The following is a 24,441-nucleotide window of genomic DNA, read 5'->3' on the forward strand; positions in this document are numbered from 1 at the left end:
CATCACTTCGGTCCGCCTGATACACCGAGGTGCCTGCGTCGCAGGCAAGCCAGCTCCCACAAAAGCCTGCCCCGATTTAGCTTCGGTTTGCCTAACTAAATCAGATCAAACCAGTCTCTTCATCATTGATCAGGTGGCTCAACCCGCCCAACGCTTCCCGCGCGTGGGTACGGTCCATCAGCTTGGCCTGCGCTGCCGGCGGCAGGTCCGTCACGCTGATCACGCCCTTGCGCGTCAGCACCTGAATCAAGTCGTCCAGCACCCGAATCATCTCCAGGTCACTTTGCTTGAGCTGCGCCAGGCTGGTTTCCACCACTTCGTTGGCGTACCAGGCCTGGATCTCATGGTGATCGGCCGGCAGGGTTTCAGTTGATTCGGCAAAGGCGGCGGCCTCGACGCGACTCAGTGCACCCTGTGCATCACGTTGCACGTAAAACATAAGAAACCCTCGAAAATGAGCCACACGCGTTCACCAGCATAGGTCAATGGTGTGTTTATGAGCGCGAGTATGCGATGCAACCGCCCGTAAGAGCCAGTAACGCATCAGCCAAATAAATCGGCCGCCCGAGTGGGCGGCCGGTTCATCGCGTCTTAGGCGGTGTGATCGATCTTGATGGTCGGGTCGGCACCACTGATCAGCGAGTTGATGCTGGTGTGAGACCAATCATTGCCTTCCAGCTTGATCGTCACATCGGCATTGGCCACGCCGCCAGCCGCGTTGAGCTTGCCTTCACTGCTGATTTGCAGGGTCGACACGCCATCTACCGTGGTGATCTTGAGGTAGTTGTCGATGGTGCTGTCTGTCTCACCCTTCAACAGATCCTTGAGATCGATCCGGTCACCTTCCGAGGCTTTAAAGTCCTTGATCACATCGTTGCCCAGGTCACCCGCCTTCCACACGAAGGTGTCGGCACCCGAACCACCGATCAGGATGTCGTTGCCCTGGCCGCCGATCAAGGTGTCGTCACCGGTGCCGCCCAGCAAGATGTCATTGCCTTTGCCGCCGTCCAGGTAGTCGTTGCCGCCCTGGCCGAACAGGATGTCATCACCCGCGCCGCCCAACAGTGTGTCGTTGCCGTCTTTGGCGCCGGACACGTCGAAGTCGGCATAGTGCTCGGTCACGTACTGGTGCACGTTCGAGGTGGTCACCGCCGTGACCGCCACGCCGGTCTTCTGTGCAACAAAGGCCTGCAGTGCGTTGTACCCCTCACCGGTAATACCGCTGAAGCTCACCAGGTCGCCGAAGATGATGTCGTTGCCGTCACCCCCGTTGATGGTGTCGTTGCCCGGCAGCGTTGCCTCGGTGTGGCCGAGGATGGCGTTGGCCAGGTCCTTCGGATCGATGTTGCTTTGCGGCTTGCCATCGCTGTCGTACGGCCGGAGGTCATTGAGGCTGACGTCGCCGTTGATACCGATGGCTTCTACCGCCGACAAGCCTTTGAGCAGTGCAAAGCCGCTGCTGGAGTTGTTTGTGGTCGCTGTGCTGGTGCTGCTGCCACTGCCGTCGAGGTAGGAGACTTCAAACGTGCCGTCACCCTGGGCGTGCACGGTGCCGATCACGCCATTGTCGTACCAGCCGCCACTGCGGACCTGTACCCATTGGTGCAATTGGCCGCGACTGTCGATCAACTGCAGGTTAGTGCCGTTGACGTTGATGCTGAACGTGTTACCCAGCACATAGTTGTTGGTGCTGATGTAGTCGTCCAAGCGACCATCGGTGACGCCGCTGTTGTAGAAGTCAGTGACCACCGGGTTGGTCTGCTCGCCGTTCTGGAAGTACGTCGGCTGGCCGTCGGTGATGAAGTAGGTCAGGTTGGTCGCGCCGGTGTTGCCGGTCGCCAGGCCGCTTTGGAAGAAGTTGGCCGTGGTCTTGAACACGTCTTCATAGTTGGTACCGCCGCCCGACACCATCGAGTCCAGCACTGCCTTGAGCAACGTCAGGGCGTTTGGATCGTTGAGGTTGATGGCGACCGACTTGTTCACCTGGGTATCGAAATCCGCCAGGAAGATATTCACAGTCCCCGACGTGTTGGCACCCAGGCTGTCTTTGAGCGAGTTGAACACCGAGGTCAACGAAGCCTTCGCGGCGTTGACCGACGCGGTGCTCATGCTGCCGGAACTGTCCACCATGAACGCGATGTTGTAGTTCTTGCCCTGCACCACGTTCAGGCCGCCGATATCGGCCACGACGATGTCGTTGCCATCGGTGCCGGTAATCGCGTCACTGCCCGAGGTGCCCGTGATTGCGCTGTAGGTGGCCGGGTACACCGTCACCGGCAATTGCGCGGTGGTGATGGCCGAACCGCCGAGGCTTTCGGTGGACGTCGAGGTGACGGTCAGGTTGAACTGGCCGCTGTAGTAGGTCGGCGGCTTGATGGTCAGGGTGCTCAGGTCCCAGCCGGTGACGTTGACGTCGCCCACGGTTTTGGTCGCGGTGAAGGTGTGCCCGGAAGCGTCGGTGAGCACGGAGCCTGCCGGTACGCCGCTGATCTTCACGCTCAGGGTTTCCGAGCCGTCGGTATCGGTCAGCGCGGTGGTGACCTTGGACAGCTTCACAGTGCCGTTTTCCTGGCCTTCGTTGAGCTTGTAGCCCACGTAGTAACCGTCACCGTTGCTGCCATGCAGGTCGGACACGGTCACGCCGGCGTTGGTCAGGTCAGTGACGCCGGTGTACAGCGCTGCGCCGCTGGTGCTCAGGTCTGTGGCCGCTGCGCCGTTGATCGACAGGTTGACGTCATAGCTGCCCGGGCCGGACTGGTTGGCGTGGTAAATCTCGATGCTGTAGTAGCCGCTGACGGTCGGGGTAATCGAGCCGCTGAACTTGCCACTGTTGGTGCCCCATTGCGCGCTGGCCACGTCTTTGCCGCCGACGTTGATCACCAGGCTGTCATCGCCGGTGCCGCTGAAGGTGTAGGACTTGCCGGCTTCCATGTACATCAGGCCGGAGATCTTCGAGCCCGCACCTGCCGCCACGTTGGCGGTGGATTCGACGTTGGTCACAATCGCGCTGCTGTTCGGCGTGCCGGCGTTATCAATGGCGTTTTTCAGGTCGGCCGGGCCGCGCCGTTACCGTTGGTGCCGATACCGGCGATGCTGTTCCAGCTTTGCTTGAGCAAGCCCACCGAATTGACGTTGTTGTCAGCCACATTCAGGGTCGGTGCGTCGGCGACCGGCGTGATATCGACTTTTACCGTGGCGCTGGTGCCCAGGTCCTTGCCGTCGGTAGGCTGGAACTTGAACTGCGCGTAATCGGCCTGCTTGTTGCCAATGCCGGTGCCGCCATAACCGTCGGTGCCGGACTCGTTGGCATTGGGCATAAAGCGCAACTGGCCGCCGTCGATCTGCGCCTTGGTGAAGGTCTGGCCGGCGGTCACATTGGTCCAGGTGGAGCCGTCGGCCGCCAGGTATTGCAGCTTGCCGGCCACCGGCAGGTCGGTGATCTTCACGCCGAGGCTGGCTTGTGGCGAGTCCACATCGGTCACGCCGAAGTTGGCCCAGGTCAGGGCCAGCGGCGTGTCTTCGGTGCCGGTCACGGCGCTGCCGGTTGCCACTGGCGCATCGTTGACCGCCACCACGTTGACCGTGGCGGTAGCGACGTTGGAATAATTGCCGCCATCGGTCACGGTCACGGTGATGGTCCGCGGCGTGGTGCTCGGGTCGTGGCTGTTGTTGGTGAACGTGATGTTCTTGATCTGCTGCATGTAGTCAGCCAGCGACGCCGTACCGGTCAGGGTCAGCGTGATCTTGCCGGTGGCAGGGTCTGTGGTCGGGGTCACAGTGATGCCGGTAACGCCTGCGTAGTTCAGCGAATCGCCCTGCTGAGTGTTGGTCAAGACCACGGTGGCGCCGGTCAGTTGAGTGCTGTCCGGATCGGTAATCTTGATGTCGGTGTCAGCAATCGACACGCCCGTGCCGCCTTCGGTGAACGAAGTCTTGTAGTCGGCACCGGTGGCGCCGCTGGAGTTGTTGGCATCCAGGTCGATGACCGGCGGCGCGTCGTTGTCGATGATGTTGGTGCTGACGCTGCCATTGCCGACCACCAGGTTTTCGAAGTTGCCGCCGGTGGTTTTATCGATGGTGATGACGATCGTTTCTGTCGGCTCGGTGATCTTGTCGTCGATCGTGCCGATCGTGAACGGCACGCTGCTGGCGCCGGCCGGGATCTTCACGGTGTACACGCCGGTGAAGTCCGAGCCGTCGGTGGCGGTGCCGCTGTACTTGAGCGTCACGGTCACATCGGTTTGCGCCGGGTTGCTCAGGGTCAGGGTGTAGTTCGCCGTGCCGCCTTCAGTCACCGATGCGTCGCCGGTAATGCTGATGGTGGTGTTGTTGATCACATCCGTCACCTTGGTGGTCACGGTGCTGCCGTCGACGATCAAATGCTCGTACTTGTCGCCGCCGCTGACCACGCCGGTGATCTTGGCAGTCACGTCGTTGGCGCCGACATACGCATCGTTAGGCGCAGTGGCGGTCGCGGTGTTGCTGGACTGGCCGTTGCCGATGGTAATGGTCGAGCCGTTATCCAACTTCACCACCAGGTCGGAGCCGACGTTGGTTACGGCATTGCCGTTCTTGTCGACCAGGGACGCGGTGTAGGTGATCTGGCCGCCTTCGCTGACCGAGCCGTTGGCTTTGAGCGACACGGTCACGTCATCGATGGTGTCGTTGACGACGGTGGTCGCGCCGCCCGGGGTGATGGTCACGCCCTCGAAATTACCGCCGGTAGTGCCGGTGATCTTCACGGTCTGGGTGCTTTTGTCGATGAACACGTCATCGCCTGGCGCATTGACGGTCACCTGGCCGACCAGGGAATCCTTGGCAATCTTGATCGTGGCGCCGTTATCCAGGGTGACCACCATGTCGCTGCCGGCCTTGTTGCTCAAGGTGGCGGTGTAGGTGATGGTGCCGCCTTCGTTGACCGCACTTGGCGCGCTCAGGGTTACGGTCGTCAGGTCGGTGGTGCCCGGTGTGTCGTATACGGTGGTGCTCACCGGATCCTTGACCGGCACCAGGTTCTCGAACTGCTCACCACCGGTGACGCCCTTGATGGCTGCAGTCACCGTCTGGTTGCCGGCGTACACATCGTTAGGCGCGACAACGGTGGCCGTGCTGGAACTCTGGCCGTCGGCGATGCTGATGGTCTTGCCGTTATCCAGCTCGACCACCACAGTTTTGCCGACGTTATTGACGGCATGACCGTCTTTGTCGACCAGGGTGGCGGTGTAGACGATGTTGCCTTTCTCGCCGACGCTGCCGGTGGCGGTCAGGAGGATTCTCACCGTATCAATGGTGTCGTTGACCACGGTGGTGGCGCCGCCTGGCGTCACGCTGAGGTTTTCGAAATTACCGCCGGTCGTGCCGGCGATCTTGACGGTCTGGGTGCTCTTGTCGATGAATACATCATCGCCTGGCGCATTGACGGTCACCTGGCCGACCAGGGAATCCTTGGCAATCTTGATCGTCGAGCCGTTATCCAGGGTGATCACCATGTCGCTGCCAGCCTTGTTGCTCAAGGTGGCGGTGTAGGTGATGGTGCCGCCTTCGTTGACTTCGCTTGGCGCGCTCAGGGTCACGGTGGTGGTGTCGATCGAGTCGGTGATGCTCGTCACGGCAGCGGCCGGATTCGCCGCCAGGTTCTCAAAATTACCGCCGGTTGCCTTGGTGATCGTCGTGCTGACAGTCGACGCGTTGTTGTAAACGTCGTTCGGCGGCGTTTGGAACACGACCGTGCCCGAAGACTTGCCTGCTTCGATGCTGATCGTCTGGCCGTTGCTCAGCGTCACGGTGACCGCGGTTTGCGCTGGGTTGGTCAGCGTGGCGGTGTAAGTGATGGTGCCGCCTTCAACGACCGATGGATCTGCCGTCAGAGTGACGGTGGTGGTGTCGATCGAATCGGTGATGGTGGTGGTTGCTGGCGCTGGGTTAGTCGCCAGGTTTTCGAAGTTACCGCCGGTAGCGTTGGTGATCGTCGTGTTGACGGTCGAGCCGTTGTTGTAAACGTCGTTGGCCGGGGTTTCAAACACCACCGAGCCGGCAGATTTACCGGCCTCAATGACGATCGTCTGACCATTAGAAAGCGTCACAGTCACCGCAGTTTGCGCCGGGTTAGTCAGCGTAGCGGTGTAAGTAATATTGCCGCCTTCAACGACCGATGGGTCCGCCGTCAGCGTGACGGTGGTGGTGTCGATCGAGTCGGTAATGGTGGTAGTCGCTGGTGCTGGGTTAGTCGCCAGGTTTTCGAAATTACCGCCGGTAGCGTTGGTGATCGTCGTGTTGACGGTCGAACCGTTGTTGTAGACGTCGTTAGCCGGGGTTTCAAACACCACCGAGCCTGCAGATTTACCGGCTTCGATGACGATGGTCTGGCCATTGCTCAGCGTCACGGTGACCGGAGTTTGCGCCGGGTTTGTCAGCGTAGCGGTGTAGGTAATGTTGCCGCCTTCAACGACCGATTGATCAGCCGTCAAAGTGACGGTGGTGGTGTCGATCGAGTCGGTGATCGTGGTGGTGGCTGGCGCAGGGTTGGTTGCCAGGTTCTCGAAGTTGCCACCGGTGGCGCTGGTGATCGTCGTGTTGACGGTCGAACCGTTGTTGTAAACGTCGTTAGCTGGGGTTTCGAAAACTACAGTTCCGCTGGACTTGCCCGCTTCGATGTTGATCGTCTGGCCGTTGCTCAGCGTGACCGTCACAGCAGTTTGTGCTGGATTGGTCAACGTCGCGGTGTAAGTGATGTTGCCGCCTTCAACGACCGAGTTATCGGCAGTCAGAGTGACGGTGGTGGTGTCGATCGAATCGGTAATCGTGGTGGTGGCTGGCGCTGGGTTGGTCGCCAGATTCTCGAAGTTGCCACCGGTGGCGTTGGTTATCGTCGTGTTGACGGTCGAACCATTGTTGTAAACATCGTTAGCCGGGGTTTCAAACACCACCGAGCCTGCAGATTTACCGGCTTCGATGACGATGGTCTGGCCATTAGAAAGCGTCACCGTCACAGCAGTTTGTGCTGGATTGGTCAACGTCGCGGTGTAAGTGATGTTGCCGCCCTCAACAACCGAGTTATCGGCAGTCAGGGTAACGGTAGTGGTATCGATCGAATCGGTGATCGTGGTGACTGCTGGCGCAGTGCTCGGCACCAGGTTCTCAAAGTTGCCGCCAGTTGCACCGGCAATAGTGGTGCTAACGGTGGAACCGTTGTTGTAGACGTCGTTGGCTGGAGTTTCGAAAACTACAGTTCCGCTGGACTTGCCTGCTTCGATATTGATCGTCTGGCCGTTGCTCAAGGTAACCGTCACAGCGGTTTGCGCTGGATTGGTCAGCGTGGCGGTGTAAGTGATGTTGCCGCCTTCAACGACCGATGTATCTGCCGTCAGAGTGACGGTAGTGGTGTCGATCGAATCAGTGATCGTGGTGACCGCTGGGGCAGTACCTGGAACCAAGTTCTCAAAGTTACCGCCAGTTGCACTGGTAATAGTGGTGCTGACAGTCGAACCATTGTTGTAGACGTCGTTGGCCGGAGTTTCGAAAACTACAGTTCCGCTGGACTTACCCGCTTCGATATTGATCGTCTGACCATTGGAAAGCGTCACAGTCACCGCAGTTTGCGCCGGGTTAGTCAGCGTAGCGGTGTAGGTAATGTTGCCGCCTTCAACGACCGATGGATCAGCCGTCAAAGTGACGGTGGTTGTGTCGATCGAGTCGGTGATCGTGGTGGTGGCTGGCGCAGGGTTGGTTGCCAGGTTTTCGAAGTTGCCACCGGTAGCGTTGGTGATCGTCGTGTTGACGGTCGAACCATTGTTGTAAACGTCGTTTGCCGGAGTTTCAAACACCACCGAGCCAGCAGATTTGCCAGCCTCAATGACGATGGTCTGACCATTAGAAAGCGTCACAGTCACCGGAGTTTGCGCCGGGTTAGTCAAGGTAGCGGTGTAAGTGATGTTGCCGCCTTCAACAACCGATGGGTCCGCCGTCAAAGTGACGGTGGTGGTGTCGATCGAGTCGGTGATGGTGGTGGTCGCTGGCGCAGGGTTGGTCGCCAGATTTTCGAAGTTGCCACCGGTAGCGTTGGTGATCGTCGTATTGACGGTCGAGCCGTTGTTGTAGACGTCGTTGGCCGGAGTTTCAAACACCACCGAGCCTGCAGATTTACCGGCTTCGATGACGATGGTCTGGCCATTGCTCAGCGTCACGGTGACCGGAGTTTGCGCCGCGTTAGTCAGCGTAGCGGTGTAGGTAATGTTGCCGCCTTCAACGACCGATTGATCAGCCGTCAAAGTGACCGTGGTGGTGTCGATCGAGTCGGTGATCGTGGTGGTGGCTGGCGCTGGGTTGGTTGCCAGGTTCTCGAAGTTACCGCCAGTGGCATTGGTGATCGTCGTGTTGACGGTCGAACCATTGTTGTAAACGTCGTTAGCTGGAGTCTCAAACGCTACAGTGCCGCTGGACTTGCCGGCTTCGATGTTGATCGTCTGACCGTTGCTCAGTGTGACCGTCACAGCGGTTTGCGCAGGGTTGGTCAGCGTGGCGGTGTAAGTGATGTTGCCGCCTTCAACGACTGATGGATCAGCCGTCAAAGTGACGGTGGTTGTGTCGATCGAGTCGGTGATCGTGGTGGTGGCTGGCGCTGGGTTTGTTGCCAGGTTCTCGAAGTTACCACCAGTGGCGTTGGTGATCGTCGTGTTGACGGTCGAGCCGTTGTTGTAGACGTCGTTGGCCGGAGTTTCGAAAACCACAGATCCGCTGGACTTGCCCGCTTCAATGTTGATCGTCTGGCCGTTGCTCAAGGTAACCGTCACAGCGGTTTGCGCTGGGTTGGTCAACGTGGCGGTGTAGGTGATGTTGCCGCCTTCAACGACCGATTGATCCGCCGTCAGCGTGACGGTGGTGGTGTCGATCGAATCGGTAATCGTGGTGGTGGCTGGCGCTGGGTTGGTCGCCAGGTTCTCGAAGTTGCCACCGGTGGCGTTGGTTATCGTCGTGTTGACGGTCGAACCATTGTTGTAAACATCGTTAGCCGGGGTTTCAAACACCACCGAGCCTGCAGATTTACCGGCTTCGATGACGATGGTCTGGCCATTGCTCAGCGTCACGGTGACCGGAGTTTGCGCCGGGTTAGTCAGCGTAGCGGTGTAAGTGATGTTGCCGCCTTCAACGACCGAGTTATCGGCAGTCAGAGTGACGGTGGTGGTGTCGATCGAATCGGTGATCGTGGTGACTGCTGGCGCAGTGCTCGGCACCAGGTTCTCAAAGTTGCCGCCAGTTGCACCGGCAATAGTGGTGCTAACGGTGGAACCGTTGTTGTAGACGTCGTTGGCTGGGGTTTCAAACACCACCGAGCCGGCAGATTTACCGGCCTCAATGACGATCGTCTGACCATTAGAAAGCGTCACAGTCACCGGAGTTTGCGCCGGGTTGGTCAACGTGGCGGTGTAGGTGATGTTGCCGCCTTCAACGACCGATTGATCCGCCGTCAGCGTGACGGTGGTGGTGTCGATCGAGTCGGTGATGGTAGTGGTCGCTGGCGCAGGGTTGGTTGCCAGGTTTTCGAAGTTGCCACCGGTAGCGTTGTTGATCGTCGTGTTGACGGTCGAACCGTTGTTGTAAACGTCGTTAGCCGGAGTCTCAAACACTACAGTGCCGCTGGACTTGCCGGCTTCGATGTTGATCGTCTGACCGTTGCTCAAGGTAACCGTCACAGCGGTTTGCGCTGGATTGGTCAACGTGGCGGTGTAAGTAATGTTGCCGCCCTCAACGACCGATGGATCAGCCGTCAAAGTGACGGTAGTGGTGTCGATCGAGTCGGTGATCGTGGTGACTGCTGGCGCAGTGCTCGGCACCAGGTTCTCAAAGTTGCCGCCAGTTGCACCGGCAATAGTGGTGCTAACGGTGGAACCGTTGTTGTAGACGTCGTTGGCCGGGGTTTCAAACACCACCGAGCCGGCAGATTTACCGGCCTCAATGACGATCGTCTGACCATTAGAAAGCGTCACAGTCACCGCAGTTTGCGCCGGGTTAGTCAGCGTAGCGGTGTAAGTAATATTGCCGCCTTCAACGACCGATGGGTCCGCCGTCAGCGTGACGGTGGTGGTGTCGATCGAGTCGGTAATGGTGGTAGTCGCTGGTGCTGGGTTAGTCGCCAGGTTTTCGAAATTACCACCGGTAGCGTTGGTGATCGTCGTGTTGACGGTCGAACCGTTGTTGTAGACGTCGTTAGCCGGGGTTTCAAACACCACCGAGCCTGCAGATTTACCGGCTTCGATGACGATGGTCTGGCCATTGCTCAGCGTCACGGTGACCGGAGTTTGCGCCGGGTTTGTCAGCGTAGCGGTGTAGGTAATGTTGCCGCCTTCAACGACCGATTGATCAGCCGTCAAAGTGACGGTGGTGGTGTCGATCGAGTCGGTGATCGTGGTGGTGGCTGGCGCAGGGTTGGTTGCCAGGTTCTCGAAGTTGCCACCGGTGGCGCTGGTGATCGTCGTGTTGACGGTCGAACCGTTGTTGTAAACGTCGTTAGCTGGGGTTTCGAAAACTACAGTTCCGCTGGACTTGCCCGCTTCGATGTTGATCGTCTGGCCGTTGCTCAGCGTGACCGTCACAGCAGTTTGTGCTGGATTGGTCAACGTCGCGGTGTAAGTGATGTTGCCGCCTTCAACGACCGAGTTATCGGCAGTCAGAGTGACAGTGGTGGTGTCGATCGAATCGGTAATCGTGGTGGTCGCTGGCGTAGGGTTGGTCGCCAGATTCTCGAAGTTGCCACCGGTGGCGTTGGTGATCGTCGTGTTGACGGTCGAACCATTGTTGTAAACATCGTTAGCCGGAGTTTCGAAAACTACAGTTCCGCTGGACTTGCCCGCTTCGATATTGATCGTCTGACCATTAGAAAGCGTCACGGTCACCGGAGTCTGCGCCGGGTTGGTCAGCGTAGCGGTGTAGGTAATGTTGCCGCCTTCAACGACCGATGGATCAGCCGTCAAAGTGACGGTGGTTGTGTCGATCGAGTCGGTGATCGTGGTGGTGGCTGGCGCTGAGTTTGTTGCCAGGTTTTCGAAGTTGCCACCGGTGGCGTTGGTGATCGTCGTATTGACGGTCGAACCGTTGTTGTAGACGTCGTTAGCCGGAGTCTCAAACACTACAGTGCCGCTGGACTTGCCCGCTTCGATGTTGATCGTCTGACCGTTGCTCAACGTCACGGTAACCGCAGTCTGCGCCGGGTTTGTCAGCGTAGCGGTGTAAGTAATGTTGCCGCCTTCAACGACCGAAGGATCTGCCGTCAGAGTGACAGTGGTGGTGTCGATCGAATCAGTGATCGTGGTGACGGCTGGGGCAGTACTTGGAACCAAGTTCTCAAAGTTACCGCCAGTTGCACTGCTAATAGTGGTGCTGACAGTCGAACCATTGTTGTAGGCGTCGTTGGCCGGAGTTTCGAAAACTACAGTTCCGCTGGACTTACCCGCTTCGATATTGATCGTCTGACCATTAGAAAGCGTCACGGTCACCGGAGTCTGCGCCGGGTTGGTCAGCGTAGCGGTGTAGGTAATGTTGCCGCCTTCAACGACCGATTGATCAGCCGTCAAAGTGACGGTGGTGGTGTCGATCGAGTCGGTGATCGTGGTCACCGCAGGCGCAGTGCTCGGCACCAGGTTCTCAAAGTTGCCGCCAGTTGCACCGGCAATAGTGGTGCTAACGGTGGAACCGTTGTTGTAGACGTCGTTGGCTGGAGTTTCGAAAACTACAGTTCCGCTGGACTTGCCTGCTTCGATATTGATCGTCTGGCCGTTGCTCAAGGTAACCGTCACAGCGGTTTGCGCTGGATTGGTCAGCGTGGCGGTGTAAGTGATGTTGCCGCCTTCAACGACCGATGTATCTGCCGTCAGAGTGACGGTAGTGGTGTCGATCGAATCAGTGATCGTGGTGACCGCTGGGGCAGTACCTGGAACCAAGTTCTCAAAGTTACCGCCAGTTGCACTGGTAATAGTGGTGCTGACAGTCGAACCATTGTTGTAGACGTCGTTGGCCGGAGTTTCGAAAACTACAGTTCCGCTGGACTTGCCCGCTTCGATATTGATCGTCTGACCATTAGAAAGCGTCACGGTCACCGGAGTCTGCGCCGGGTTGGTCAGCGTAGCGGTGTAGGCAATGTTGCCGCCTTCAACGACCGATGGATCAGCCGTCAAAGTGACGGTGGTTGTGTCGATCGAATCAGTAATCGTGGTGGTCGCTGGCGCTGGGTTGGTCGCCAGGTTTTCGAAGTTGCCACCGGTGGCGCTGGTGATCGTCGTGTTGACGGTCGAACCGTTGTTGTAGACGTCGTTGGCCGGGGTTTCGAAAACCACAGTTCCGCTGGACTTGCCCGCTTCGATGTTGATCGTCTGACCGTTGCTCAACGTCACGGTAACCGCAGTCTGCGCCGGGTTTGTCAGCGTAGCGGTGTAAGTAATGTTGCCGCCCTCAACAACCGAGTTATCGGCAGTCAGAGTGACGGTAGTGGTGTCGATCGAGTCGGTGATGGTGGTCACCGCTGGCGCTGGGTTGGTTGCCAGGTTCTCGAAGTTACCACCAGTGGCGTTGGTGATCGTCGTATTGACGGTCGAGCCGTTGTTGTAGACGTCGTTGGCCGGAGTTTCAAACACCACCGAGCCCGCAGATTTACCCGCTTCGATAACGATGGTCTGGCCATTGCTCAACGTCACGGTAACCGGAGTTTGGGCCGGGTTAGTCAACGTAGCGGTGTAAGTGATGTTGCCGCCTTCAACGACCGATTGATCAGCCGTCAAAGTGACAGTGGTGGTATCGATCGAGTCGGTGATCGTGGTGACTGCTGGCGCTGGGTTGGTTGCCAGGTTTTCGAAGTTACCGCCAGTGGCATTGGTGATCGTCGTGTTGACGGTCGAGCCGTTGTTGTAGACGTCGTTGGCCGGAGTTTCGAAGACTACCGAACCCGCAGATTTACCGGCTTCGATGACGATGGTCTGGCCATTAGAAAGCGTCACCGTCACCGGAGTTTGCGCTGGGTTAGTCAGCGTAGCGGTGTAAGTGATGTTGCCGCCTTCAACGACAGAAGGATCTGCCGTCAGGGTGACGGTGGTGGCGTCAATCGAATCAGTAATCGTGGTGGTCGCTGGCGCTGGGTTGGTCGCCAGGTTCTCAAAGTTGCCGCCAGTTGCACCGGCAATAGTGGTGCTAACGGTGGAACCATTGTTGTAGACGTCGTTCGCCGGGGTTTCGAAAACTACCGTTCCGCTGGACTTGCCTGCTTCGATGTTGATCGTCTGGCCGTTGCTCAAGGTAACCGTCACAGCGGTTTGCGCTGGATTGGTCAACGTGGCGGTGTAAGTAATGTTGCCGCCCTCAACGACCGATGGGTCCGCCGTCAGGGTGACGGTAGTGGTGTCGATCGAATCAGTGATCGTGGTGACAGCTGGGGCAGTACCTGGAACCAAGTTCTCAAAGTTACCGCCAGTTGCACTGGTAATAGTGGTGCTGACAGTCGAACCATTGTTGTAGACGTCGTTGGCCGGAGTTTCAAACACCACCGAGCCTGCAGATTTACCGGCTTCGATAGCGATGGTCTGGCCATTGCTCAACGTCACGGTAACCGCAGTCTGCGCCGGGTTTGTCAGCGTAGCGGTGTAAGTAATGTTGCCGCCTTCAACGACCGAAGGATCTGCCGTCAGAGTGACAGTGGTGGTGTCGATCGAATCGGTGATCGTGGTGACCGCTGGGGCAGTACCTGGAACCAAGTTCTCAAAGTTACCGCCAGTTGCACTGGTAATAGTGGTGCTGACAGTCGAACCGTTGTTGTAGACGTCGTTGGCCGGAGTTTCAAACACCACCGAGCCCGTAGATTTACCGGCTTCGATAACAATGGTCTGGCCGTTGCTCAAGGTAACCGTCACAGCGGTTTGCGCTGGGTTGGTCAGCGTGGCGGTGTAAGTGATGTTGCCGCCTTCAACGACCGAGTTATCGGCAGTCAGAGTGACGGTAGTGGTATCAATCGAGTCGGTGATCGTGGTGACCGCAGGTGTAGTGCTCGGCACCAAGTTCTCGAAGTTACCGCCAGTTGCACCGGTAATAGTGGTGCTGACAGTCGAACCATTGTTGTAGACGTCGTTAGCCGGAGTTTCAAAGACTACCGAGCCCGCAGATTTACCCGCTTCGATAACGATGGTCTGGCCATTAGAAAGCGTCACAGTCACCGGCGTTTGGGCCGGGTTAGTCAACGTAGCGGTGTAAGTGATGTTGCCGCCTTCAGCGACCGATTGATCAGCCGTCAAAGTGACAGTGGTGGTATCAATCGAATCGGTGATCGTGGTGACTGCTGGCGCTGGGTTGGTTGCCAGGTTTTCGAAGTTACCGCCAGTGGCATTGGTGATCGTGGTGCTAACAGTCGAACCATTGTTGTAAACGTCGTTGGCCGGAGTTTCGAAGACTACCGAACCCGCAGATTTACCGGCTTCGATGACGATGGTCTGGCCATTAGAAAGCGTCACCGTCACCGGAGTTTGCGCTGGGTTAGTCAGCGTAGCGGTGTAAGTGATGTTGCCGCCTTCAACGACAGAAGGATCTGCCGTCAGGGTGACGGTGGTGGCGTCAATCGAATCAGTAATCGTGGTGGTCGCTGGCGCTGGGTTGGTCGCCAGGTTCTCAAAGTTGCCGCCAGTTGCACCGGCAATAGTGGTGCTAACAGTCGAACCATTGTTGTAGACGTCGTTCGCCGGGGTTTCGAAAACTACCGTTCCGCTGGACTTGCCTGCTTCGATGTTGATCGTCTGGCCGTTGCTCAAGGTAACCGTCACAGCGGTCTGCGCAGGATTGGTCAGCGTGGCGGTGTAAGTAATGTTGCCGCCCTCAACGACCGATGGGTCCGCCGTCAGGGTGACGGTAGTGGTGTCGATCGAATCAGTGATCGTGGTGACAGCTGGGGCAGTACCTGGAACCAAGTTCTCAAAGTTACCGCCAGTTGCACTGGTAATAGTGGTGCTGACAGTCGAACCATTGTTGTAGACGTCGTTGGCCGGAGTTTCAAACACCACCGAGCCTGCAGATTTACCGGCTTCGATAGCGATGGTCTGGCCATTGCTCAACGTCACGGTAACCGCAGTCTGCGCCGGGTTTGTCAGCGTAGCGGTGTAAGTAATGTTGCCGCCTTCAACGACCGAAGGATCTGCCGTCAGAGTGACAGTGGTGGTGTCGATCGAATCGGTGATCGTGGTGACCGCTGGGGCAGTACCTGGAACCAAGTTCTCAAAGTTACCGCCAGTTGCACTGGTAATAGTGGTGCTGACAGTCGAACCGTTGTTGTAGACGTCGTTGGCCGGAGTTTCAAACACCACCGAGCCCGTAGATTTACCGGCTTCGATAACAATGGTCTGGCCGTTGCTCAAGGTAACCGTCACAGCGGTTTGCGCTGGGTTGGTCAGCGTGGCGGTGTAAGTGATGTTGCCGCCTTCAACGACCGAGTTATCGGCAGTCAGAGTGACGGTAGTGGTATCAATCGAGTCGGTGATCGTGGTGACCGCAGGTGTAGTGCTCGGCACCAAGTTCTCGAAGTTACCGCCAGTTGCACCGGTAATAGTGGTGCTGACAGTCGAACCATTGTTGTAGACGTCGTTAGCCGGAGTTTCAAAGACTACCGAGCCCGCAGATTTACCCGCTTCGATAACGATGGTCTGGCCATTGCTCAACGTCACGGTAACCGGAGTTTGGGCCGGGTTAGTCAACGTAGCGGTGTAAGTGATGTTGCCGCCTTCAACGACCGATTGATCAGCCGTCAAAGTGACAGTGGTGGTATCGATCGAGTCGGTGATCGTGGTGACTGCTGGCGCTGGGTTGGTTGCCAGGTTTTCGAAGTTACCGCCAGTGGCATTGGTGATCGTCGTGTTGACGGTCGAGCCGTTGTTGTAGACGTCGTTGGCCGGAGTTTCGAAGACTACCGAACCCGCAGATTTACCGGCTTCGATGACGATGGTCTGGCCATTAGAAAGCGTCACCGTCACCGGAGTTTGCGCTGGGTTAGTCAGCGTAGCGGTGTAAGTGATGTTGCCGCCTTCAACGACAGAAGGATCTGCCGTCAGGGTGACGGTGGTGGCGTCAATCGAATCAGTAATCGTGGTGGTCGCTGGCGCTGGGTTGGTCGCCAGGTTCTCAAAGTTGCCGCCAGTTGCACCGGCAATAGTGGTGCTAACGGTGGAACCATTGTTGTAGACGTCGTTCGCCGGGGTTTCGAAAACTACCGTTCCGCTGGACTTGCCTGCTTCGATGTTGATCGTCTGGCCGTTGCTCAAGGTAACCGTCACAGCGGTTTGCGCTGGATTGGTCAACGTGGCGGTGTAAGTAATGTTGCCGCCCTCAACGACCGATGGGTCCGCCGTCAGGGTGACGGTAGTGGTGTCGATCGAATCAGTGATCGTGGTGACAGCTGGGGCAGTACCTGGAACCAAGTTCTCAAAGTTACCGCCAGTTGCACTGGTAATAGTGGTGCTGACAGTCGAACCATTGTTGTAGACGTCGTTGGCCGGAGTTTCAAACACCACCGAGCCTGCAGATTTACCGGCTTCGATAGCGATGGTCTGGCCATTGCTCAACGTCACGGTAACCGCAGTCTGCGCCGGGTTTGTCAGCGTAGCGGTGTAAGTAATGTTGCCGCCTTCAACGACCGAAGGATCTGCCGTCAGAGTGACAGTGGTGGTGTCGATCGAATCGGTGATCGTGGTGACCGCTGGGGCAGTACCTGGAACCAAGTTCTCAAAGTTACCGCCAGTTGCACTGGTAATAGTGGTGCTGACAGTCGAACCGTTGTTGTAGACGTCGTTGGCCGGAGTTTCAAACACCACCGAGCCCGTAGATTTACCGGCTTCGATAACAATGGTCTGGCCGTTGCTCAAGGTAACCGTCACAGCGGTTTGCGCTGGGTTGGTCAGCGTGGCGGTGTAAGTGATGTTGCCGCCTTCAACGACCGAGTTATCGGCAGTCAGAGTGACGGTAGTGGTATCAATCGAGTCGGTGATCGTGGTGACCGCAGGTGTAGTGCTCGGCACCAAGTTCTCGAAGTTACCGCCAGTTGCACCGGTAATAGTGGTGCTGACAGTCGAACCATTGTTGTAGACGTCGTTAGCCGGAGTTTCAAAGACTACCGAGCCTGCAGATTTGCCGGCTTCGATGACGATGGTCTGGCCATTAGAAAGCGTCACAGTCACCGGCGTCTGCGCAGGGTTGGTCAGCGTCGCGGTGTAAGTGATTTGACCGCCTTCGGTGACAGTCTCGCCCGCCGTCAACGTGACGGTAGTGGTATCAATCGAATCAGTAATCGTAGTGACCGCAGGCGCAGTGCTCGGCACCAGATTTTCAAAGTTGCCGCCCGTTGCCCCAGTAATCGTGGTGCTAACAGTCGAACCATTGTTGTAAACGTCGTTAGCCGGCGTATCCACCACAACAGTGCCAACCGATTCTCCGGCCTTGATGGTGATCACCGAGCCATTGCTCAAAGTGACCGTCACCGGCGTCTGCGCAGGGTTGGTCAGCGTCGCGGTGTAAGTGATCTGACCGCCTTCGGTGACAGTCTCGCCCGCCGTCAACGTGACGGTGGTGGTGTCGATCGAATCAGTAATCGTAGTGACCGCAGGCGCAGTACTCGGTACCAGGTTCTCAAAGTTACCGCCCGTTGCCCCAGTAATAGTGGTGCTAACAGTCGAACCATTGTTGTAAACGTCGTTAGCCGGCGTATCCACCACCACCGTGCCAACCGACTCACCCGCCTTGATGGTGATCACCGAGCCATTGCTCAAAGTGACCGTCACTGGCGTCTGCGCAGGATTAGTCAGCGTCGCGGTGTAAGTGATCTGACCGCCTTCGGTGACAGTCTCGCCCGCCGTCAACGTGACGGTAGTGGTATCAACCGAATCAGTAATCGTGGTGACCGCAGGCGCAGTACTCGGCACCAGGTTCTCAAAGTTACCGCCCGTTGCCCCAGTAATCGTGGTGCTGACAGTCGAACCATTGTTGTAAACGTCGTTAGCCGGCGTATCCACCACCACCGTGCCAACCGACTCACCCGCCTTGATGGTGATCACCGAGCCATTGCTCAAAGTGACCGTCACCGGCGTCTGCGCAGGATTAGTCAGTGTCGCGGTGTAAGTGATCTGACCGCCTTCGGTGACAGTCTCGCCCGCTGTCAGCGTCACCGTGGTGGTGTCGATGGTATCGGTAATCTGAGTCACGGCCGGATTGGGGTCGAGGGTCAGTACCAGGTTGTTGCCGCCAGTGGTGCCGGTGACGTTGACGCTGATCTGGCTTGGATCGATGTAGGGGCTGTCATTCGGCGCCAGCGGTACGTTGACGGTGCCGGTGGTCTGGCCGGCAATGATGGTGATCACTGCGCCGTTGGACAGCGTGATGTTCAGGTTGCTGGAAGGCGCCTGGGTCACCGTGGCGGTGTAGGTCAGCACGCCGCCGGCTTCGGTGATGCTCGGGGTTGCGCTCAGCGACAGGGTGGACGCCTGCAGCACCAGGTTGCCGCTGTTGTCGGTCGAGCCTTGGGCGCCCGCCAGTTGGGTTTGTGTCGCCGTGGTCTGGCCCAGAGGGCCGGTCGGGAAGCCGATGGTCGGGTCGACACGGCCTGCGGTCGCGTCCAGCACGACGAAGCTGTGGCCGCCGCCCGCGGCGCCGTTACCGGCAGCGGTTGCGCCTGCGGCAGTGGCTTCCAGGTCGGTGGTCGGGTCGGCGCCGGCGGCGATGGCTTGTTGCAGCTCGGCAACCGACGGCGCGGCCTGCTCGGTGGCTGCGGCCAGATCAAGGCTGGAGTCCGGCATGTCGGCGCTCCATTGGGTATCCCGACCGAGGTCCAGCGTGCGGCCGTCGGCCAGTTCCAGGCTGACCGCGCCGGACATGCCGGTGTCTACCTGGTCGCCCGCGAACAGGCGATCACCTTCAACGAGGACGCGGCGTGTCCCTTCCGGAGAAATAACGAAAACTTGACCAACAATGCTTTTGACGATGGCAACAACACTGCTCATTAAAGATTTCTCCGGCGATCCGTTTCTGATGATTTCCATGCGGCCGCTCGCGAGTGCGAGGGCCAAACAGGAGGGGGGCGTAGTCTAATTACTTATTGGCGTCAAATAATTGGCTAGATTTATTCGCTATCTAGTTTATGCCAAACTATTGACCTTCTGGTCGCCATCCTAAACAATTGGCCCTGTAATGTCACATTGATATTCATGCGGCGAACCGTCCTACATGTGTGAAGCAGTTCCGCTTTTTGAACTTTCCGACGTACGGTCATTACGGTAGCCATTATCCGACTCAGCGAGGCCAATCGCTGTGATTTGAGACAAGAAGTCCTGGGGAATTTTTAAATGCGTTTGCACCTGTTCAAGGCAATACCGTTCGTACTCGCCGCCAGTTTTGTACAAGCCCAAACATTGCCCCAGGCCATGCAACAGGCATTAGACGTGCACCCGGAAATTCAAGCCGGCGTGAATAGCCGTATCGCCGCTGATTACGATTTACGCGCTGCACAAGGTGGTTACTTGCCTCGCGTGGACCTGAACGCCGGTTATGGTCGTGAAGGCACCGACGATTCCAACACGCGCGCCGCCAGCGGCCCGAACGGCAACCAGTGGGACACCCACAACCGCGGCGAATCGAGCCTGCGTCTGCAGCAGATGATTTTTGACGGTTTCGCCACCTCCAGCGAAGTCGGGCGCCAACAAGCCAACGTCAATTCCCGCGCTTACTCCTTGCTGGGTACTTCCGAGCGCACCGGGTTGACTGTCGCCCAGGTGTACCTGGATGTGCTGACACGCCGTGAGTTCGTGCGCCTGGCTGAAGAAAACCTGCGCAACCACGAACGCATTTACGACCAGATCAAGCTGCGCACCCAGCGCGGCGTCGGTAACGGTGCCGACCAGGACCAGGCCGAAGCGCGTCTGGCCCAGGCCCGCAACAACCTGATCACCGAGCAGACCAACCTGGCCGACTCCCAGGTCAATTACCTCAGCGCCGTCGGCCAGATGCCCGACCAGCTCGAGCGCCCGGCGCCGTTCGTGGCCATGCTGCCGGCTGACTTCAACGAAGCACGTCGCCAGATGCTCGACAACAGCCCGGTCCTGCGTTCGGCCGAGTCGGATATTTCCGCCGCCGAAAGTCAGTACGAAGCTGCCAAGTCCACCTTCTACCCGCACTTTGATGCAGAACTGGGCACTAATGCCGACAACAACGTCGGCGGCGATGCCGGCCACAGCAACGGTTGGGAAGCCATGGTGCGCATGCGCTTCAACCTGTTCGCCGGTGGCAGCAACAAGGCTGACCTGCAATCGAAGTCCTACCAGGCCAACCAGGCACTGGATATCCGCAACAATGCCCTGCGCCAACTCAACGAAGAACTGGGCCTGGCCTGGAACGCCTTGAACAACGCCAACGCGCAATTGCCGGTAGCCCAGCAATACGTGGATCACAGCACCCGCGTGCGCACCTCTTACCAGCAGCAGTTCAGCCTGGGCCAACGTACCCTGCTCGACTTGCTCGACAGCGAGAACGAATTGTTCACCGCTTCGCGTCGTCTGGAAGAGATCAAAAACATTCAGTTATTTACTCAATATCGAATCAAGGCGACCATGGGCGAATTGCTCAAAAGTCAGGGCGTGGTCGCACCGATGGCCTCCGTCGTACAGAACGACGTGAAGCCAAAAGTCCAACTGCCTGGGATGAATTGAGTCACCCCTATAGCCCCATCTGTTAGTCGAGAGTGCAGCGCGTGGAATCCGAAGTCAGTCGAGTTCATCTCAGTCATGATCCACGCACGCTGCACGACGACCCGTTACTGGACGGGTTGTTGGCACTTTGTGCCTTGCATCAAAAACCGGCCAGCGCGGCCATGCTCACCACCGGCCTGCCGCTGCCTTCGCAGCGCCTGAGTGCCGAGTTGCTGTCGCGCGCAGCCGCACGTGCCGGCCTGCAAGGGCGGGTGCTGCAACGCAAGCTGGAACAGATTCCGACCATCGCACTGCCCGCGCTGCTGTTGCTCAAGGACGGTCGCAGTACGGTGCTGGTGGGTTGGCAAGGCGAAGACGAAGCCCGCATCCTGCTCAGCGAAAGCGACGGCGGTGAAGTGCTGATCAAGCGTGAGCTGTTGGTCGACGATTACATCGGCAAAGTCTTCTTCGCCCAGCCGCAGCACAAATTCGACGTCAACCACGGCACCCTGATCCCGCGAGCGCGCTCGTGGTTTCGCGACACCCTCAAGCGTTCGCGCTGGCTCTACACCGACGCCATCGCCGCCAGCTTCCTGATCAACATCATCGCCATGGCGGCGCCGCTGTTTGTGATGAACGTCTACGATCGAGTAGTGCCCAACCAGGCCACCTCCACCTTGTGGGTGTTGGCCGTGGGCATCGGCGGCGCGTACCTGTTCGACCTGGTGCTCAAGAGCCTGCGCAGCCTGTGCCTGGACCTGGCCGGCAAAAAGACCGACCTGATCATCTCGGCCACGCTGTTCGAGCGCATTGTCGGCATGTCCATGAAGTACCGCCCGGCACGGGTCGGCAGCTTCGCGCAGAACATCCATGAGTTTCAAAGCCTGCGCGATTTCCTCGCATCGCTGACCCTCACCAGCCTGATCGACCTGCCGTTCACCCTGCTGATTTTCCTGGTGATCGCCATCCTTGGCGGCCACCTGGTGTGGATTCCGGTGCTGGCTTTCCCGATTGCCCTGGGCATCGGCTACGCCCTGCAAAAACCGTTGGTAGCGACCATGGAGCGGACCATGGCCCTGGCTGCCGAGCGCCAGTCGAGCCTGATCGAAACCCTCGCAGGTTTGGACGCGGTCAAGGTCAACAACGCCGAGAGCGAGCGTCAGTACGGCTGGGAACAAACCATCGGCACCCTCAGCCGGCTGGAGCTGCGCGTGAAGTTGCTGTCGGGCCTGTCGATGAACATGACCCTGCTGATCCAGCAACTGGCCGGCGTGATCATGATCGTGTTCGGCGTGTACCAGATCATCGACGGCAACCTCAGCATGGGCGGCCTGATTGCCTGCTACATGCTCAGTGGCCGTGCGCTGAGCCCGCTGGCCTCGCTGTCGGGCCTGCTGACCCGCTACCAGCAAGCCAAGGTCACCATGACCTCGGTGGACCAGATGATGGAGCTGCCCCAGGAGCGCAATTTCGAAGAACGCCCGATGAGCCGCCGCACCCTGCAAGGTGCCATCGAGTGCCGTGGCCTGAACTTCACCTACCCGAACCAGCAGAATGCCGCGCTGAAAAACATCAACCTGGTGATCAAGCCCGGCGAAAAAATCGGCATCATCGGCCGCAGCGGCTCGGGTAAAAGCTCCCTGGCCAAACTGATCGTCGGCCTGTACCAGCCCGACTCCGGCGCCTTGCTGGTGGACGGCGTGGACGTACGCCAGATCGACGTGAGCGAGTTGCGCCACAACATCGGCTACGTCGCCCAAGACATCCAGCTGCTGGCCGGCACCCTGCGCGACAACCTGGTCTCGGGTGCGCGTTATGTCGAAGACGAAATGGTCCTGCAAGCCGCCGAACTGGCCGGCGTGCACGAATTCGCGCGCCTGCACCCGCAAGGCTATGAACTGCAAGTGGGCGAGCGTGGGCAGAACCTGTCCGGCGGCCAGCGCCAGAACGTCGCCCTGGCTCGCGCGCTGTTGCTCAACCCGCCCATCCTGCTGTTGGACGAACCCACCAGCGCCATGGACAACACCGGTGAAGAACGCTTGAAACAACGCCTGCAAGCCGTGGTGCAAAACAAGACCGTGGTGCTGGTCACGCACCGTGCCTCACTGCTCTCGCTGGTGGACCGCCTGCTGGTGGTCGACCGTGGGCAGATCCTCGCGGACGGCCCGAAAGCCGTGGTTATGGAAGCGTTGAAAAAGGGGCAGATCAGTGTTGCTTAACTCCATCAAAAGCGCGGTCGGCCGCTACTTCAAAGGCTCCGATTCGTTGCAGGGCCAGCCGCTGCCTGAGGTCAACAAAGCGCTGATCGAAGATGCACCGCGGGTCATCCGCCTGACCATTTGGGCAATCATTGCGTTCATCGTATTCCTGGTGGTGTGGGCGGGTTTTTCCAGCATCGACGAAGTCACCCGTGGCGACGGCAAGGCGATTCCGTCGTCCAAACTGCAAAAAATCCAGAACCTGGAAGGCGGCATCGTCTCCGAGCTGTTCGTCAAGGAAGGCCAGATCGTCGAAGCCGGCGCGCCGCTGATTCGCCTCGACGACACGCGGTTTGTTTCCAACGCCGGCGAAACCGAAGCCTTGCGCCTGGCCATGCAACTGCGCGTCGAGCGCCTGAGCGCGCAGGTGGATGACCGCCCGCTGAACATTCCCGACGACGTGCTCAAGGCCGCGCCAAGCCAGGCGGCCAACGAGCGCTCGCTGTATGAAAGCCGTCGCCAGCAGTTGAAAGACGAAGTCGGCGGTTTGCAGGAGCAGCTGGTGCAGCGTCAACAGGAACTGCGCGAGTTCACCTCCAAGCAAGGCCAGTACCGCAGCCAGTTGTCCCTGCAGCGTCAGGAAATCAACATGTCCGAGCCGTTGGTGGCCCAGGGTGCGGTGTCGCCGGTGGAAGTGCTGCGCCTCAAGCGCGCCGAGATGGAAACCCGTGGCCAGTTGGACGCCACCACCCTGGCGATTCCCCGTGCGGAGTCGGCGATCAAGGAAGTGCAGCGCAAGATCGACGAAACCCGGGGCAAATTCCGCAGTGAAGCGCTGACCCAACTCAACGAAGCGCGCACCGAACTGAACAAGGCCGAATCCACCGGCCGCGCCCTCGAAGACCGCGTCAGCCGCACGCTGGTCACCTCGCCGGTGCGCGGTATCGTCAAGCAGCTGCTGGTCAACACTGTCGGCGGCGTGATCCAGCCGGGCAGCGACATGGTCGAAATCGTGCCGCTTAACGACACCCTGCTGGTCGAAGCCAAGATCCGCCCGCAAGACATCGCGTTCCTGCACCCCGGGCAAGAAGCGATCGTCAAATTCACCGCCTATGACTACACCATTTATGGCGGGCTGAAGGCCAAGCTCGAACGCATCGGTGCTGACACCATCACCGACGAAGACAAGAAAACCACCTACTACATGATCACCTTGCGCACCGACCGCAGCCATCTGGGCACCGATGAGAAGCCGCTGCTGATCATCCCCGGCATGGTCGCCTCGGTGGACATCATCACGGGCAAGAAAAGCATCCTGAGCTACCTGCTCAAACCGATCATCAAGGCGCGGGCCGAGGCGTTGCACGAGCGCTGATCTTCAGCGCCGGCACGGGCCTCATCGCGGGCAAGCCCGGCTCCCACATTTGAATGTGTTCACAAATCAAAATGTGGGAGCTGGCTTGCCTGCGATGGCGCCATCAGCTTCACCACAGACCCCCACCCTAATGCATATCGATATTCGCTAACGGTATTTAATCGCCCGTTCTTATATCTATAAA

At 58.5% G+C, this 24,441-nt stretch carries 6 protein-coding genes; 3 read left to right on the plus strand and 3 right to left on the minus strand.

What is annotated here, in order from left to right; genetic code table 11:
* Nucleotides 1–100 precede the first annotated feature (100 nt).
* The 3 genes from AB5I78_RS00660 to AB5I78_RS00670 form a co-directional block, all read right to left on the minus strand.
* The gene (locus AB5I78_RS00660; RefSeq protein WP_016968775.1) at nucleotides 101–439 is read right to left on the minus strand and encodes a hypothetical protein; all 339 of its coding nucleotides are present in this window, start codon (nucleotides 437–439) and stop codon (nucleotides 101–103) included.
* A 152-nt stretch (nucleotides 440–591) separates the two neighbouring features.
* The gene (locus AB5I78_RS00665; RefSeq protein WP_370004324.1) at nucleotides 592–3,000 is read right to left on the minus strand and encodes a type I secretion C-terminal target domain-containing protein; all 2,409 of its coding nucleotides are present in this window, start codon (nucleotides 2,998–3,000) and stop codon (nucleotides 592–594) included.
* 44 nt (nucleotides 3,001–3,044) lie between these two features.
* Nucleotides 3,045–19,004 (minus strand): retention module-containing protein, encoded by a 15,960-nt coding sequence (locus AB5I78_RS00670; protein WP_370004325.1) that lies wholly within the window; start codon nucleotides 19,002–19,004, stop codon nucleotides 3,045–3,047.
* Between the two features lie 342 nt (nucleotides 19,005–19,346).
* On the opposite strand from AB5I78_RS00670, the gene AB5I78_RS00675 reads away from it, so the two are divergent.
* The 3 genes from AB5I78_RS00675 to AB5I78_RS00685 are packed head-to-tail and all read left to right on the plus strand — an operon-like array spanning nucleotide 19,347 to nucleotide 24,257.
* Nucleotides 19,347–20,705, plus strand: coding sequence for a TolC family outer membrane protein (locus AB5I78_RS00675; protein ID WP_145159602.1), 1,359 nt, complete (start codon nucleotides 19,347–19,349; stop codon nucleotides 20,703–20,705).
* Nucleotides 20,706–20,746: 41 nt separating this feature from the next.
* Nucleotides 20,747–22,903: a type I secretion system permease/ATPase gene (locus tag AB5I78_RS00680; protein WP_369301851.1), complete on the plus strand. Its 2,157-nt coding sequence runs from the start codon at nucleotides 20,747–20,749 to the stop codon at nucleotides 22,901–22,903.
* Nucleotides 22,893–24,257, plus strand: a complete 1,365-nt coding sequence (locus AB5I78_RS00685) for an HlyD family type I secretion periplasmic adaptor subunit (protein ID WP_369301850.1) — start codon at nucleotides 22,893–22,895, stop codon at nucleotides 24,255–24,257. The genes AB5I78_RS00680 and AB5I78_RS00685 overlap by 11 nt, the downstream gene beginning before the upstream one ends.
* The last annotated feature ends 184 nt before the right edge of the window (nucleotides 24,258–24,441 follow it).

The organism is Pseudomonas sp. N2-3-1-14 (genome assembly GCF_041228395.1).
Lineage (GTDB): Bacteria > Pseudomonadota > Gammaproteobacteria > Pseudomonadales > Pseudomonadaceae > Aquipseudomonas.